This is a genomic window from Streptomyces chartreusis NRRL 3882 (genome assembly GCF_900236475.1).
GTDB lineage: Bacteria > Actinomycetota > Actinomycetes > Streptomycetales > Streptomycetaceae > Streptomyces > Streptomyces chartreusis_D.
In genome coordinates this window covers 1,404,406-1,419,722 of record NZ_LT963352.1, presented here as the reverse complement: position 1 = coordinate 1,419,722, position 15,317 = coordinate 1,404,406, and the positions used below count along the sequence as shown (strand labels likewise).

Annotated in this window: 10 protein-coding genes; 9 read left to right on the top strand and 1 reads right to left on the bottom strand. The window is 74.0% G+C overall.

The window, feature by feature from the left end:
* Window positions 1-32: 32 nt before the first annotated feature.
* Window positions 33-2,606 (bottom strand): helix-turn-helix domain-containing protein, encoded by a 2,574-nt coding sequence (locus SCNRRL3882_RS42380; RefSeq protein WP_331852810.1) that lies wholly within the window; start codon window positions 2,604-2,606, stop codon window positions 33-35.
* A gap of 174 nt (window positions 2,607-2,780) precedes the next feature.
* On the opposite strand from SCNRRL3882_RS42380, the gene SCNRRL3882_RS06390 reads away from it, so the two are divergent.
* The 9 genes from SCNRRL3882_RS06390 to fusA all read left to right on the top strand — a co-directional run bounded on the left by SCNRRL3882_RS06390 (window position 2,781) and on the right by fusA (window position 15,296).
* Complete coding sequence (locus SCNRRL3882_RS06390; RefSeq protein WP_010043159.1) at window positions 2,781-4,520, top strand: FAD-dependent monooxygenase; 1,740 nt, start codon at window positions 2,781-2,783, stop codon at window positions 4,518-4,520.
* Between the two features lie 54 nt (window positions 4,521-4,574).
* Complete coding sequence (locus SCNRRL3882_RS06385; RefSeq protein ID WP_010043158.1) at window positions 4,575-5,444, top strand: intradiol ring-cleavage dioxygenase; 870 nt, start codon at window positions 4,575-4,577, stop codon at window positions 5,442-5,444.
* Entirely contained in the window at window positions 5,441-6,517 is a 1,077-nt protein-coding gene (locus SCNRRL3882_RS06380; RefSeq protein ID WP_010043156.1) for a maleylacetate reductase, read from the top strand. Before SCNRRL3882_RS06385 ends, SCNRRL3882_RS06380 begins: the two co-directional genes overlap by 4 nt.
* A 214-nt stretch (window positions 6,518-6,731) precedes the next feature.
* Window positions 6,732-8,543 (top strand): S8 family serine peptidase, encoded by a 1,812-nt coding sequence (locus SCNRRL3882_RS06375; protein WP_029181394.1) that lies wholly within the window; start codon window positions 6,732-6,734, stop codon window positions 8,541-8,543.
* Between the two features lie 28 nt (window positions 8,544-8,571).
* Window positions 8,572-9,651, top strand: coding sequence for a ComEC/Rec2 family competence protein (locus SCNRRL3882_RS06370; RefSeq protein ID WP_010043152.1), 1,080 nt, complete (start codon window positions 8,572-8,574; stop codon window positions 9,649-9,651).
* Complete coding sequence (locus SCNRRL3882_RS06365) at window positions 9,648-10,946, top strand: patatin-like phospholipase family protein (RefSeq protein ID WP_010043149.1); 1,299 nt, start codon at window positions 9,648-9,650, stop codon at window positions 10,944-10,946. Before SCNRRL3882_RS06370 ends, SCNRRL3882_RS06365 begins: the two co-directional genes overlap by 4 nt.
* Before the next feature lie 97 nt (window positions 10,947-11,043).
* A complete protein-coding gene (locus tag SCNRRL3882_RS06360) occupies window positions 11,044-11,886 on the top strand; it encodes an NAD(P)H-binding protein (protein ID WP_010043145.1) in 843 nt (280 codons plus the stop codon).
* 131 nt (window positions 11,887-12,017) lie between these two features.
* Entirely contained in the window at window positions 12,018-12,932 is a 915-nt protein-coding gene (locus SCNRRL3882_RS06355) for a YceI family protein (protein ID WP_029181393.1), read from the top strand.
* 321 nt (window positions 12,933-13,253) lie between these two features.
* Window positions 13,254-15,296, top strand: a complete 2,043-nt coding sequence (gene fusA / locus SCNRRL3882_RS06350) for an elongation factor G (protein ID WP_010043143.1) — start codon at window positions 13,254-13,256, stop codon at window positions 15,294-15,296.
* Window positions 15,297-15,317: the final 21 nt, after the last annotated feature.

The following is a 15,317-nucleotide window of genomic DNA, read 5'->3' as shown; positions in this document are numbered from 1 at the left end:
CGGGCCGCGCGGGAGCCGTGCCGGTGCGGCCCTCAGCCTCGGTAGCCCCGCAGCTTGCGGTACAGCGTCGCCCGGCCGATTCCCAGCGCGGCCGCCGCGCGCGCCTTGTTGCCGCCGTGACGGCGCAGTGCCTCCAGGATCGCGGCGCGCTCGGCGTGCTCCATCGGGCTGAGCGGCCGCGCGGCCGGTCCTTCCCGCACGGCGTCCGGCAGCTCCGCCCGGCGGACCGGCCCCGACATCCGGCGGTGCTCCGCGAGGGCCCGGACGACGTGGGCCAGCTCGGTGACGTTCCCGGGCCACGGGTACCGTTCGAGCGCGCGCAGGGCGTCCAGTGTCCAGGTCAGCGGCGGTTGTCCGGGGGCCGGTCGTGGTGCCAGGGCCGGCAGTAGCTCCCGTATGTCCTCGGTGCGTTCCCGCAGCGGGGGCAGGGTCAGCGAGCGGGCGGACAGTTTGTCCAGCAGACGCTGGAGGCAGGGGCCCACCGGCGCGCCGGGCGTGTAGGTGACCAGCAGCCGGGTGTCCGGGTGCGTGTCGAGCAGGGAGTTGAGCGCGGCCACGCCGGGCTGTGCGAGGCGCTCGGCGTGCCGGAGCAGCAGCGGGCGATCGGCCGGCCAGGTGGGCAAGGCCCTTTCGAGCCCGGCGTCCAGCGCCGCGTCGGCGATCTCGACGGCCGTCCCTGCCGCACTGCCGAGCAGGTCCAGAGCCAGAGCGGCCTTGCCCGTTCCGCGCTCACCGGTCAGCAGCAACGGCTCCGGCGAGCGGGCCAGTTCGGCGGCACGGCCGACGGCGTGCCGCCAGGGGACCGACGAACCGGTGAGCGAGCAGGACGGGCGCGGCAGGGCAGGCACCGGCACGGACGGCCCCGGACCGGCGAGCGGCTCCAGGACGGCGACGATCCCGATGACCGCGCCGTCCAGCCGTACGGGATCGATCCGCACGACGCATCCAGCGCCCTCGTGCAGCGCGGACGCCTCGGCCGACTGGGGCAGTTCACGCATCTCGGACAGCTCGGCCGGTCCCGTGTCCTCGGACTGACCGGCCTCACCCACGGCATCCGCCTGCCGCGCGCTCACCGCCGTACGCTCCAGCGCCCCCAGCAGCTCGGGCGTCAGCAACCGCTGCGCGGAGTCGCTGATCAGGCGGTTACGACCGTCCAGAGCGACCACGGCCCGATCGCCCATGGCTCGTTCCGCTACTGCCCGGTCACCCGCGGCCAGGTCCGCCGCGACCTGGTCACCCAGGACTCGGTCCGCCACGACCCGGTCGCCCGCGGCTCGTTCCGCTACGGTCCGGTCGGCCACGGCCCGGTCACCCGGGGCCCGGTCTGCCACGGCCCGGTCCACCGCGGCTCGGTCACCCAGGGCCCGGTCTGCCACAGCCTGGTCCGCCGCGGCTCGGTCACCCAGGGCCCGGTCTGCTACAGCCTGGCCGCTCACGGCCCGGTCGCCCGCGGCCAGGTCCGCCGCGGCTCGTTCCGCTACGGTCCGGTCACCCGCGGTCCGGTCCGCCGCGGCTCGGTCACCCAGGGCCCGGTCGCTCACGGCCTGGTCGCTCACGTCCAGGTCCGCCGCGGCTCGGTTGCCCTCGGCCCGGTCGCCCGCGGCTCGTTCCGCTACGGTCCGGTCGCCTGCGGCCCGGTCCGCCGCGGCTCGGTCACCCAGGGCCCGGTCTGCCACGGCCTGGTCGCTCACGGCCTGGTCGCTCACGGCCCGGTCGCCCGCGGCCAGGTCCGCCGCGGCTGGGTCTGGTCCGCCCACAGCCCGGCCCGTTTGCTCCGCGCCCCGGTCCGATTGCTCCGCGCCCCGGCCCGTTTGCTCCGCGCCCCTGCCCGATCCCACGGCCCCCCGGCCCGTTTGCTCCGCGCCCCTGCCCGATCCCACGGCCCCCCGGCCCGTTTGCTCCGCGCCCCTGCCCGATCCCACGGCCCCCCGGCCCGATCCCCCCGCCGCCCGCAGATACGCGTCCAGCAACACCCGCTCAGCCCGCCCCGCCCGCGCACGCAGCTCCGTCTCGACCGCCGCGGCGGCGGCCTCGGCGAGTGCCGCATGAGGATGCGGCGAACCCGAGGCGCCCAGCCGCGACGTGAGCGACGCGACGGTCAGCGTGCCGACGACCCGGCCGCCCTCCGGGGCGAGCACCGGAACGCTCACGGCGGACACGTCCTGCCACCGGTCGAGGAAGTGCTCGGGCCCGTGCACCTCGGCCCGGCGCCGGGTGCGCAGGGCGAGAGCCGCGCTGTTGTTGCCGACCTCCTGCTCCGACAGGACGGGACACGGTTCGAGCCCGGGTACGCTCCCCGCGCTCCACAGCACGCGCAGCCGCTCGTCGGTCAGGACGAGGAGGGACCGGTCCGTGTCCAGGGCCGGGACGATCCGGTCGAGCACCGGCCGGGCGGCACCGAGCAGCGCCGACTCCACCGGTCGGGAGGGAGGGACGGCCGGCTCCTTCAAGTCGTGCGGCACACCGAAGAACCGCGCCCGCCGCCACGCCGCGACGACCTCCTCGGGAACGCCACCGGGCAGCGGACACCCCGACAGGAACCGCTCGCGGGCGAGACGCAGCGAGGGCCGGGCGGTGGCTGCGGGGGAAGGCTCGGTCGTGGTCACGGCATGCAACACCGTAGCGGGTTCGGTTGAACGGGCAACAACTGCTGTCCCCTGGCGCCCCTCACGGACCCGCCACCCACCAGGTGTCTCGTAATGAGACACCCGCGACCGGCCCAACCACCCCATGATCATGGACGCTCGTTGTCCGCCCCGAGATTCCCGCAGGAGCGCCCCGTGTCCACCGTCGTCGAGACCGACGTCCTGATCGTGGGCAGCGGCCCCGCCGGTGCCTCGGCCGCGCTCGCCCTGAGCACCTACGGCGTGCCCAACATCGTGGTGACCCGCTACGCGAGCCTCGCCGACACGCCCCGCGCGCACATCACCAACCAGCGCACCATGGAGGTGCTGCGCGACCTCGGCGTGGAACAGGACGTCATCGCGCAGGCCACCCCGCAGCACCTGATGGGCAACACGACGTTCTGCACCAGCCTCGCGGGCGAGGAACTGGGCCGGGTGCGCTCCTGGGGCAACGACCCGCTCGCGCAGGCCGAACACGAACTCGCCAGCCCCACCCGCATGTGCGACATGCCGCAGCACCTCATGGAGCCGGTCCTCGTGAACGCGGCCGTCGCCCGCGGCACCCGGCTGCGCTTCGAGACCGAGTACCTCTCGCACACCCAGGACGCCGACGGCGTCACGGCCACCGTCCGCGACCGGCTGCGCGGGGACACGTACGAGATCCGTGCCCAGTACCTGATCGGTGCCGACGGCGGACGGTCCAAGGTCGCCACCGACGCCGGACTGCCGATGGGCGGCCAGATGGGCGTGGCCGGCAGCATCAACATCGTCTTCGAGGCGGACCTGACGCGGTACACCGCCCATCGCCCGTCCACGCTGTACTGGGTCCTCGCGCCCGGCGCGACCGTCGGCGGCATCGGCGCGGGCCTGGTGCGCTGTGTCCGTCCCTGGACCGAGTGGCTGATCGTGTGGGGCTACGACGTCGCCGCGGGCGCCCCCGACCTGACCACGGAGTACGCCGAGTCCGTCGTGCGCAAGCTCGTCGGCGACGACGACATCCCCGTGACGGTCAAGTCGTCCTCAGCCTGGACCGTCAACGAGATGTACGCGGAGAGCTACGCCAACGGCCGCGTCTTCTGCGCCGGCGACGCCGTGCACCGGCATCCCCCGTCCAACGGCCTCGGCTCCAACACCTCCATCCAGGACGCCTACAACCTGGCCTGGAAGCTCAAACTCGTCCTCGACGGCACCGCCCACCCCAGGCTGCTCGACAGCTACACCGCCGAACGCGCGCCCATCGGCCGGCAGATCGTCACCCGCGCCAACCAGTCCATCCGCGAGACCGCCCCGATCTTCGAGGCCCTCGACGGACTCTCCCCGCAGACCCCCGAGCAGCTGTGGGCCAACATCGCCGCCCGCAAGGACACCACCGAGGCCGCCGGGAAACAACGCGCCGAGCTGCGCGAGGCGATCGCCTTCAAGGCGTACGAGTTCAACGCGCACGGCGTCGACCTCAACCAGCGCTACCGCTCCGGCGCGATCGTCCCGGACGGCACGCCCGACCCCGGCTTCGCCCGCGACCCCGAGCTGCACCACCAGCCGTCCTCCCGCCCCGGCGCCCGGCTCCCGCACGCCTGGATCACCTCCGGCTCCCGCACGCTGTCCACCCTCGACACGGTCGGCCGGGGCCGCTTCACCCTGCTCACCGGCATCGGGGGAGAGGACTGGGTGCGGGCGGCCGGGGCGCAGGAAGTGGAGATCGCCACCGTGGTGATCGGTCCCGGGCAGGAGTACGAGGACCCGTACGGAGACTGGTCGCGCCTGAGCGAGATCTCCGACGCGGGTGCCCTGCTCGTGCGCCCCGACGGCTTCGTCGCCTTCCGGCACGCGTCCGCCGCACCGGACGCCGGCGAACTGCTCACGGACGCGTTGCGGAGCATCCTCGGACGCGCCTGAACGAGCAATCATGGAAGCAAGGGAAGCAGCGGACGTCGACAGCGAGGAGCCGGGATGACCACCGAAGCGACCGGGGCCGACGTCACCGAGCAGGCCCTCGCCAGCCTCCGGGGGACCGCCGACCCGCGGCTGCGCGAGCTGCTCACCGGCCTCGTCCGCCATCTGCACGACTTCGCGCGCGAGACCCGGCTGACCCAGGAGGAGTGGGAGCGGGCGATCGCCTTTCTGACGGCGACCGGGCAGGCCTGTACCGACACCCGGCAGGAGTTCATCCTGCTGTCGGACGTGCTCGGGCTGTCCATGCTGGTGGAGACCGTCCACGGCCATCGCGCCCCGGGGGCCACCGAATCGACCGTGCTCGGCCCGTTCCACATGACCGAGTCCCCGGTCCGGGAACTCGGCGACGACATCGACCTGGTCGGCGGCGGCGCACCGTGCGTCGTCAGCGGCCGGGTACGGTCCGAGGACGGCACCCCGCTGCCCGGCGCCGTCGTCGACGTCTGGCAGGCCGACGACAAGGGCTTCTACGACGTCCAGCAGCCCGGCGTCCAGCCCGCGGGCAACGGACGCGGCCTGTTCACCGCCGACACCGAGGGCCGCTTCTGGTTCCGCACCTGCGTCCCGGCGGCGTACCCGATCCCCACCGACGGCCCGGTCGGCGGCCTGCTGCGCGCGACCGGGCGGCACCCCTACCGTCCCGCGCACATCCACTTCATCGCCACGGCCGAGGGACACACGCCCCTCACCACGCACATCTTCGTGGCCGGCGGCGACTACCTCGACTCCGACGCGGTGTTCGCCGTGAAACAGAGCCTGGTCCAGGACTTCGCGGAGACCGACGACCCCTCCCTGGCCCGTGAGTTCGGCGTGCCCAACCCCTTCCGGCACGCCCGCTTCGACCTCGTCCTGGAGCGTGCCGCATGACGTTCCGCAGCGAGTTCTCGTACGAGACCCGGCCCGTGCGGGTCGTCTTCCGGCCCGGCGCGGCCGTCACCGCGACCCCGGGGGAGGCCGCACGCCTGGGCCTGCGGCGGCTGCTCGTGGTCTGCGGCAGCAGGGGCGAAGCCGTCGCCCGGGCGGTCGCGGACGCGCTCGGCGACGCGTGCGCGGGAGTGCACGCCGAGGCCCGGATGCACGTGCCCGTCGAGGACGCCGACCGGGCCGTCGCGGCGGTACGGGCGGCCGGGGCGGACGGCTGCGTCGCGGTCGGCGGCGGCTCCGCGATCGGGCTCGGCAAGGCGATCGCCCTGCGCACCGGACTGCCGCTGATCGCCGTGCCCTCGACCTACTCGGGTTCCGAGATGACGCCCGTGTGGGGCCTGACCGACCACGGCACCAAGCGCACCGGCCGTGACCCGGTCGTCCAGCCCCGCAGCGTCGTCTACGACCCCCGGCTCACCCTCTCGCTGCCCGTGCCGCTGACCGTGACCAGCGGCGTCAACGCGCTCGCGCACGCGGTCGAGGCGCTCTACGCCCCGGACACCTCGCCGCTGGTCTCGGTCATGGCCGAGGAGGGCGTGCGGGCCATGGCCGAGGCGCTGCCGCGACTGGCCGCCGACCCGCAGAACCTGGACGCGCGCAGCCGGGCGCTGTACGCGGCATGGCTGTGCGGCTCGTGCCTCGGCTCGACCACGATGGGGCTGCACCACAAGCTGTGCCACGTCCTGGGCGGCACCTACGGGCTGCCGCACGCCCAGACGCACACCGTGGTCCTGCCCCACGCCCTCGCCCACAACGCCCCCGCCGCGCCCCAGGCGCTGACCGTACTGTGCCGCGCCCTCGACACCGACAACGCGCCGCGTGCCCTGTGGGACCTGGCCGCCCGCCTCGGCGCACCTCGCTCCCTCGCCGAACTCGGCCTGCGGGAAAGCGATCTGGCACCCGCGGCGGACCGGGTCGCGGGCGAGCCCTACGCCAACCCGCGCGAAGTGACGGCGGAGGGGGTCCGCTCGGTGCTGCGGGCGGCGTACGACGGCGGGCCGCCCGTGACGCCGTAGGAGCCGCCGTCAGACCCCCACCCGCTGTCAGCCGCCCCCACCGCCGTGACCCGGCATCACCCCAGACTGCCTGATGCGGCGTCAGCGCGCTGCCGCCCGGCCCGTGCGGTTGCAGCGCCCCTGACCTGGGTGGAGCATGGAAACAGGCCCTCGGCCGCTGCCGCCGTCTCCCACGCCTTGCGCAGGGCCGCACGCACGCGCACCGGGAGTCCACATGGACCGAGCCGACCTCTCAGCAGTGTTCTACGGGGAGGGCCCCGTACCTGTCCTGTGGGCCACCTACTGCCCCGTGCACTTCGACGTATGGCTGGCGTTCGCCCGGCCGCCGTCCTCGCGGGGGGACGCCGACGGCCCGGGCGCCGGCGCCGGTCCGGCAGCGGCGGCCCGGACGGGGGAGCGGGGACGGCAGGACCTGATTCTCGCGATCCGTGAGGAGTACGGCGTCGAGCAGGTGCTGGAGCGATTCCAGAGCCGCGGGCTGATGGAGAAGTGCCGTCCGATCGCCGCCGGCAGCTTCGTGGCGGCGCAGCTGACCCTCAAGGAACTCGTCAGCGACATCCTGCCCCTCACCAGCCTGGCCGGTGCGGTGCGCGTCGCCCACGAACTCGCCCGCGGCGGCGGGACCGAGAGTATCGAAGCAGCCCTCGCCGGACACGTCAGGACCCCGGCCACCAGCGAGATCCACGACAGCATGGAACGCCGCCAGGAGCGCGGCCGCCACGTCACCTGGCTGCTGAGGCTGCTGCACCGCGTGGTGCGGAACGCGCGGCCGGACCTCGCCCGGGACGAGACGCGGGAACGGGCCGTGACGGACGTACTCGTCGACATGCTGGACGCCGTCGTCGTGGACACCGGCCCCGCGCGCCGGCCGCACGCACCCGTCGGACGGGTGGTCGACCGAAGACAGAAGTACCCGGTCGTCTCCGTGACGACGAACCGGCCCGCGACCGGAGCGGTCGTACGGTCCCGCCGGACGATCAAAGCCGACGCGGCGGAGCAGGTCTTCTCGGTGGACACCGCCTCCATCGGCTGGGCCGTGGTCGACAGCGGCATCGACCCGCGGCACCCCGCCTTCCACGACTGGGACACCACCGGCCCCACGCCGCAGCAGCTCGAGACGCGCATCGCCCGCTCCTTCGACTTCACCGGCGTACGGGAGAAACTCTCCGCGGACGTGCTCGTGGGCGGCCTGGTCAACTGGGCGGCCGCCCTGCCGTCCGTGGAGACCACCCCGTCCCCGGGGCGGCCCGCCCGGCCGACGCCCGGCGACCAGCACGGCACCCACATCGCCGGCATCATCGGCGGCTGCTGGCCGGAGCTGGACTTCCGCGGCATCTGCCCGCACATCCGGCTGTACGACTTCCGGGTCCTCGACGACGACGGCGGAGGCGACGAGTTCTCCATCGTCACCGCGCTCCAGGCGATCCGTCACATCAACGAGACGGCCGGGCGGTTCATCGTCGCCGGGGTCAACATCAGCCTGTCGGTCCCGCACGACGTCGCCAGCCACTCCACCGGGTGGACACCCGTGTGCGTCGAGTGCGACCGCCTGACCCGGTCGGGCGTCGTGGTCGTGACGGCGGCCGGCAACGCGGGGTTCGCCGGCACCGCGCGGACCCTGGGCTCCGACTACCGGAACATCAGCATCTCCGACCCCGGGAACGCGGAGTCCGTCATCACCGTCGGCTCCACCCACCGCAGCAACCCGCACCGCCACGGCGTCAGCTACTTCTCCAGCCGCGGCCCCACCGGCGACGGTCGGCCCAAGCCCGACCTGGTCGCCCCGGGGGAGGACATCGACGGCCCCATCCCCGGCGAGGGCATCGCCGCCATGCACGGCACCAGCCAGGCGGCGGCCCATGTCAGCGGAGCCGCGGCCATGCTGCTGGCCCGCAACCGGGAGTTGATCGGCCGCCCGGAACGCGTGAAGGAGATCCTGTGCGCCACGGCGACGGACCTGGCCCGCGAACGCCACTTCCAGGGCCATGGGCTCGTCGACGTGCTGCGTGCCATCCAGTCCGTCTGACGGATCGGTCCACCAGCCAGGAGCCGACATGCTCACGTTCGATTTCCTCGACGCCCGCCACGGCGACTGCTTCCTCGTCCACTGGGGCACACCCCCCGAGCGGGTCATGCTCGTCGACGGCGGTCCCGGAGACGTCTACCGGGCCACGCTCCGCGGCCGGCTGCGGCAGCTCGGCGGACCGGGCGGCGGCGCTGCGCCGCACCTCGACGTCGTGTGCCTCTCCCATGTCGACGACGACCACGCCGGCGGGCTCGTCCGGCTCTTCCGCGACATGCGGCAGGCCCAGCAGGACGGGGACGCCCTGCCGTACGCGGTGGACGCCCTGTGGTTCAACTCCGTGGAGGAACTCGTCGACCGGCGTGCCCCCGGGCTGAGCGCCTCCGTCCGGCCGCTCCTCGAACGCGCCGCCACCGACGCGGCGGTCGGGGCGAGCTACCAGCAGGGCCGCGACATCCGCAACGCGGCGACCGCGCTGCACCTGGACGGCAACGCCCCGTTCGGCGGCCCGCTCACCGAGGGCGCCGAGGCGGTCCTCGACGACCTGGACGTCACGGTCGTCGCGCCGGACCAGGAAGCGCTGGAGGAGCTGGAGGGACGCTGGCGCAAGGCGAAACAGCGCGGCGATCCCGACGTCATCACCGCGGGCTACACCGACGGGTCGGTGCCGAACCTCTCCAGCATCGTCCTGCTGCTGCGCCACGAGGGCCGCACCGCTCTGCTCACCGGTGACGCCCGCGGCGACCGCGTCCTGACCGGGCTGCGCGAACTGGGCCTGCTCGACGACTCGGAACCCTTCCATATCGACCTGCTCAAACTGCCGCACCACGGCAGTGACCGCAACGTGGAAGCAGGCTTCTTCGAGCAGGTGCGGGCCGACCACTACGTGATATCCGCCGACGGCGTCCGCCACCACCACCCCAGCGAGGACACCCTGCGCTGGCTCGTCGAGTCCCGGGCACCGGACGACGAGTACGTCGTCCACCTGACCAACCACATCCCGTTCGCCGAGGAGGAACTGACGCGACTGAGCGAGGGCCGCGCCTTCGGCGTCGACGTCCGGGCGCCCGCCGAGCAAGCGCTCCTCATCACGATCGGAGACCCGCCATGACCACCTCCCGGCGGCCCCCCGCCCCTTCCGCCCCCTCCGCCCCTTCCGCGCTTCCGGCCGGCGCCGTGCCGGGCGCCGGTCCGCAGTGGGCCGTGGACTCGCCGGCTGCCGGCACCGGCCTCACGGCGCGTCCCTGCGGTGACGCCCTCCGCCCTGCCGAACCACCGGCCACCGACCACCCGGTCGCGCTCGCCCTGTCCGGCGGCGGGTTCCGTGCCACTCTCGCCGCCCTGGGCTTCGTGCGGCTGCTGGCCGACACCGGGCTGCTTCCCCGGCTGCGGTACTCCTCGTCCGTGTCCGGCGGTTCGATCGCCAACGGCTGCCTGGCGACCGCCTGGCCCGCGCTGCGGCGGGAGAACTTCACCGCGGACGCCGTCGACGAGCTGGTCGTCGCGCCGGTCGTCGACCGCGTCTCCTCCCGCTCCCTCAAGCGTGCCCTCGTCGGCGGCCTGTGGCGGACCCTCGGCCCCTCGACCCGTACGGATCTCCTGGCCAGGTGCCTGGACGAGTGGTTCCTGGGCGAGACCGAACTGGAGCGGCTGGACCCGGAGGTGCGCTGGATCGTCAACGCCGCCAACCAGACCACCGGGGCCCGCTTCACCTTCGAACGCGACGTGTACGGCGACTACACCATCGGCCTGGCCCCCACGGCCGGCACGCGGCTGCGGCTGAGCCGGGCCGTGTCCGCCTCCGCGGCGGTGCCCGGCGCGTTCCCGCCCGTCGTCCTCGACCAGGACCCCTTCCCGTGCGCCACCCACCCGCCCGCGCTGCTCGACGGCGGTACGTACGACAACACGGGCCTGGAGGCCATCGACTCAGACCGATACCGGCACACCTTCCTGTGCGTCCTCAACGCCGGGGGGCTGCTGCGCCCCGGCGTGTACGGGCGCGTCCCGGTGGTCCGGGACCTGGCCCGGGCGAACTCGCTGCTGTACCGGCAGAGCACCACGCTGCGGACCCGTGCCGTCGTCGAACGCTTCGAGCGCGCGAGGGCCGCGGGCCCGGACGGTGAACTGCCGCGCGGTGCCCGCCGCGGGGTCCTCGTCCAGCTCTCCACCGACTTCCCGGCGGACGGCCCGGACGCCCTGCGCCGATGGCACGCGGCCTTCCCCGAGGACCCGGCCTTCGACGGCCGGCACCTCGCCCTCGTCCCGACCGTTTTCGACCGCCTCGACCCCGGCCTGTGCCGGGCCCTGGTCCACCGCGGCTGGTGGCTCGGCGGCGCGGCCCTGGCGGCGTACCACCCGCAGCTGCTTCCGGACGACCTGACGGCGCTGCGCCCGCCGCGCCGATGACGCCTCGTCCGGCGACGGAGAACAGAGCCCCACCCGCCCCGGTCTTGCGATGGCCTTGCGGACACAAGGTGACCGCGAGTCTTCCTAAGGTCGGGGCATGACGCAGACGCAGAGGATTCTTGTCACCGGCGCCACCGGAACCGTCGGACGCCAGGTCGTCGCCGAACTGCTCGCCCGGGGCCACGAGGTGCGTGTCCTGACACGCGACGCGGCGAAGGCCGCCTTCCCGGCCGGAGTCGAGGTCGTCGAGGGCGACCTGACCGAGTCCGACGGCCTGGCCCCCGCGCTGGAGGGTGTGAGCGGACTGCACCTGATCACCTTCGGCGGTGCCGCCTTCACTCCGCTGGAGACCGGCCCGCGCATCCTGGAACTGGCGCGCTCGGCCGGCGTCCGCCGGATCACCGTGCTGCACGGCGGCGGACCCACCCCGCTGGAGGACGCGGTACGTGCCGACGACGGTGTGGACTGGACCGTGCTCAAGCCGGTCGAGTTCATGGCCAACGCCCTGGAGTGGGCGGACGGGATCACGGCCTCGGGCGAGGTGCGGGAGCCGTTCGTCGCACGGCTGAGTGCCATGGTCCACGAGGGCGACATCGGCGCCGTCGCCGCGGTCGCGCTGACCGAGGAGGGCCACGCAGGCCAGGAGTACGTGATCACCGGCCCCGAAGTGCTCACCGTCGCCGACAAGGTGAAGACGATCGCCGCCGCCGTCGGCCGGGAGATCGCGCTGGTCGAGCTGACCGAGGAGCAGGCCGTCGAGCAGTGGCGGGCGGCGTACCTGCCGGAGGACGTGATCGGCTTCCTGCTCGAGGTGTACGGGAACACCCCCGAGGCGGGCCGCACGGTCTCGGGCACCGTCGAGAAGGTCACCGGCCGCCCGGCGCGCACCTTCGCCCAGTGGGCCGCCGAGCACGCGGACGCCTTCCGGGAGCGGTCCTGACTGTCTCGTAATGAGACACCCGCCGTGCCGCACGGTCCTTCAAGATCGACAAGGGGGTGTGACCGCAGCAAGGTGCGGCCGGCGGCGTGCGCCGAATCGCCGCCGCGGGCCGCTGAAGAAAGGTGAACGACATGGCCCTCGCACTGCTCCGGCGCCGATGGCACAAGAGCGCCTCGGCCGCGGCGGCGGGCCTCGCCCTCCCCCTCCCACCCGGTGCGGGTGCCGTCGCCCGCGAGGTGGTCGACCCGATGGGCTCGCCCCTGGCCGCCGCGGATGTCACCGTCACCGCCCTGGACAGCCACCGGGTGGCCGCCCGCGGCACGACCGACCCCTACGGCTACTTCCTCGCCGCGCTGCCGCCCGGCCGGTACAGCCTGCTCATCTCGGCCGAGGGCCTGCGGCCGCACCGCGAGACGATCGAGACGGCCGCGGGCACCTCGACGCCCACCGAGCGCGTCTGGCTGCAACCGGCCGAGGCGCTCCAGCTGCCGACGCCCGGCACCTGGCTCTTCGACCCGCCGCACACCGCGATCCGGTTCATCGCCAAGCACGTCGGCATGGCCCATGTGCACGGCCGTTTCGAACGCTTCGACGGCGGCATACAGATCGCCCAGGACATGGCCGACTCCCGCGTGCGCGTCCGCATCGACGCCTCCAGCATCACCACCGGCAACACCACGCGCGACAACCACCTGCGGTCTGCCGACTTCCTGGACGTCGAGCGCTTCCCGTACATCGACTTCACGAGCACGCGCTTCGCCTACCGGGGCGGCAGCAAGTGGTCGCTGCTGGGCTCCCTCACGATGCACGGCGTGAGCCGCTCGGTGGCCCTGGACACCACGTACCTCGGCACCGTGAACGGCGGCTACGGCCAGGAACTGCGCTGCGCGGCCCTGGCGACGGCGGAACTGCACCGTGAGGACTACACGCTGAACTGGCGCTCGATGCTGGCCCGGGGCATCGCGGTGGTCGGCCCCACCGTGCAACTGGAACTGGACGTGCAGGCGATGTACCGCACCCACGACACCCCGACCCCGCCGGAATAATCCCTGGCCCGGCTCCCCCCGCCCTCCCTACACTCACGCACGTACCCGCGCCGCCCACGACCCGGGCGGCGCACCGTCGTGACGAACGAAGGGAGACGGCCGTGCGTGACCGCACCGCTGCCACCGTCTCCCTGCCGCGCTACGAGGTGATCCTCGTGTCCTCGTCGCTCCGGTGCCCGCTGCGCGGCGGCACCGGCTGACCGGGACGACACCCGGCCGCCATCACGTGCCTTGACGTGCCGTCAGGGCCATGGCCGCCCTGCCCTTCTCGCCCGGTAATCGCGCTGCCCCTTTCCTGAACGCTCCGAAAGGCCCTGGGCCGTGCGCACCAACCACAACCCGCTCGCCGTCGTCCGCAACCTCGGCATCCTCGCCCACGTCGACGCCGGCAAGACCACCGTCACCGAACGGATCCTGTTCGCCACCGGAACCACGCACAAGCGCGGCGAGGTCCACGACGGCACGACCGTCACCGACTTCGACCCGCAGGAGCGGGACCGGGGCATCACCATCTTCGCCGCGGCGGTGAGCTGCGCCTGGGACGGTCACCGGATCAACCTGATCGACACCCCGGGGCACGTCGACTTCGCCGACGAGGTGGAGCGTGCGCTGCGGGTCCTCGACGGCGCGGTGGCGGTGTTCGACGCGGTGGCCGGGGTGGAACCGCAGAGCGAGTCGGTGTGGCGGCAGGCCGACCGGCACGGCGTACCGAGGATCGCGTTCGTCAACAAGATGGACCGTGCCGGCGCCGACCTGGACGTGGCCGTCGCGTCGATCCGGGAGCGACTGCACCCCGCCCCGCTGGTCGTGCAGCTGCCGATCGGCTCGGAGGACGCCTTCACCGGCGTCGTCGACCTCGTACGCATGCGCGCCCAGCGGTGGGCCGACGGCGACGCCCTCGAGGAGGCGCCGGTGCCGGACGACCTCCGGGACGAGGCCCTCGCACGCCGCCGGGCGCTGGAGGAGGCCGTGGCGGAACTCCATCCGGGCGCCCTGGAGGAGTTCTGCGCCACGGGCACGCTCGGCGAGCGGACCCTCTCCTCGGCGCTGCGGGACCTCACCCGGGACGGCGAGGGCGTGGTCGTGCTGTGCGGGTCCGCGTACCGCAACCGGGGTGTGGAGCCGCTGCTCGACGCGGTGGTGGCCTATCTGCCGTCGCCGCTGGGCGTGCCGCCGGTCCGCGGCAGCCACGAGGGCGGGCAGCGGGAGCGGCCCGCCGATCCGGCGGCTCCGCCGGCCGCCCTCGCCTTCAAGGTGCACGCCACCCCGACCGGACGGCTGACCTACCTGCGGATCTACTCCGGGACGATCCAGAAGGGAGACACCCTCTGGGACGCGAGCGCGCGACGCACCGAGCGCGTCGGCCGGATCCTGCGCGTCCAGGCCGACCGGCACGCCCCGCTGGACCGGGCGGTCGCCGGGGACATCGTCGCCGTCGTCGGGCTCAAGTCGGCCCGTGCCGGCTCGACCTTGTGCGCGCCGGACGCCCCGCTCGTCCTGGAACCGCCGGGCGTGCCCGAGCCGGTGGTGTCGGTCGCGGTCGAGTCCCGCAGGGCCGGCGACACCGACCGGCTGGCGTCCGGGCTGGCCCGGCTGACCGAGGAGGATCCCTCGCTGGTCGTGCGGACCGACCGGGAGACCGGGCAGACGGTGCTGTCGGGCATGGGCGAGCTGCATCTGGAGGTGGCGGTGGAGAAGCTCCGGCGCGATCTCGGGCTGGAGGTCAACGTAGGCCGCCCACGGGTCGGTTACCGGGAGACCGTCGCACGGGGTGTGTCCGGGCTGGTGTTCCGGCACGTCAAACAGGACGGCGGGGCGGGGCAGTTCGCCCATGTCGTCCTCGACGTGGAGCCGTACGAGGAGGGAGGCTTCGACTTCCGCTCGGCCGTCGTCGGCGGGCGCGTGCCGCAGGAGTACGTCCGGGCGGTCGAGGCGGGCTGCCGGGACGCCCTCGCCGAGGGGCCGCTCGGCGGGCACCCGGTGACCGGGCTGCGCGTCACGCTCACCGACGGGGCGACCCATGTGAAGGACTCCTCGGACACGGCGTTCCGCACGGCCGGCCGCCTCGGGCTCCGCGAGGCCCTGCGCGCCTGCGCGATGGTCCTGCTGGAGCCGGTCGTCGAGGTCACGGTGACCGTGCCCGAGGACGCGGTGGGCGGCGTGCTCGGCGACCTCGCCGCCCGGCGCGGCCGGGTGACCGGCTCGGTCACCCGGGCGGGCGCGGCGGTCGTCACGGCCACCGTGCCGCTGGCCGAACTCTTCGGCTACGCGACCCGGTTGCGCAGCCGCACCCAGGGCCGCGGCACCTTCACGGCCCGGCCCACCGGCTACGCGCCGGCGCCGGTCGCGACGCCGGTGCGGTAGCGCCGGGAAGGCCCCTCCCTT

What these genes read in the sequence shown, in the direction of transcription:
- SCNRRL3882_RS06385 (WP_010043158.1), top strand. Translation starts at nt 4,575, where the DNA reads ATGACCACCGAAGCGACCGGGGCCGACGTCACCGAGCAGGCCCTCGCC.
- SCNRRL3882_RS06380 (WP_010043156.1), top strand. Translation starts at nt 5,441, where the DNA reads ATGACGTTCCGCAGCGAGTTCTCGTACGAGACCCGGCCCGTGCGGGTC.
- SCNRRL3882_RS06375 (WP_029181394.1), top strand. Translation starts at nt 6,732, where the DNA reads ATGGACCGAGCCGACCTCTCAGCAGTGTTCTACGGGGAGGGCCCCGTA.
- SCNRRL3882_RS06370 (WP_010043152.1), top strand. Translation starts at nt 8,572, where the DNA reads ATGCTCACGTTCGATTTCCTCGACGCCCGCCACGGCGACTGCTTCCTC.
- SCNRRL3882_RS06365 (WP_010043149.1), top strand. Translation starts at nt 9,648, where the DNA reads ATGACCACCTCCCGGCGGCCCCCCGCCCCTTCCGCCCCCTCCGCCCCT.
- SCNRRL3882_RS06360 (WP_010043145.1), top strand. Translation starts at nt 11,044, where the DNA reads ATGACGCAGACGCAGAGGATTCTTGTCACCGGCGCCACCGGAACCGTC.
- SCNRRL3882_RS06355 (WP_029181393.1), top strand. Translation starts at nt 12,018, where the DNA reads ATGGCCCTCGCACTGCTCCGGCGCCGATGGCACAAGAGCGCCTCGGCC.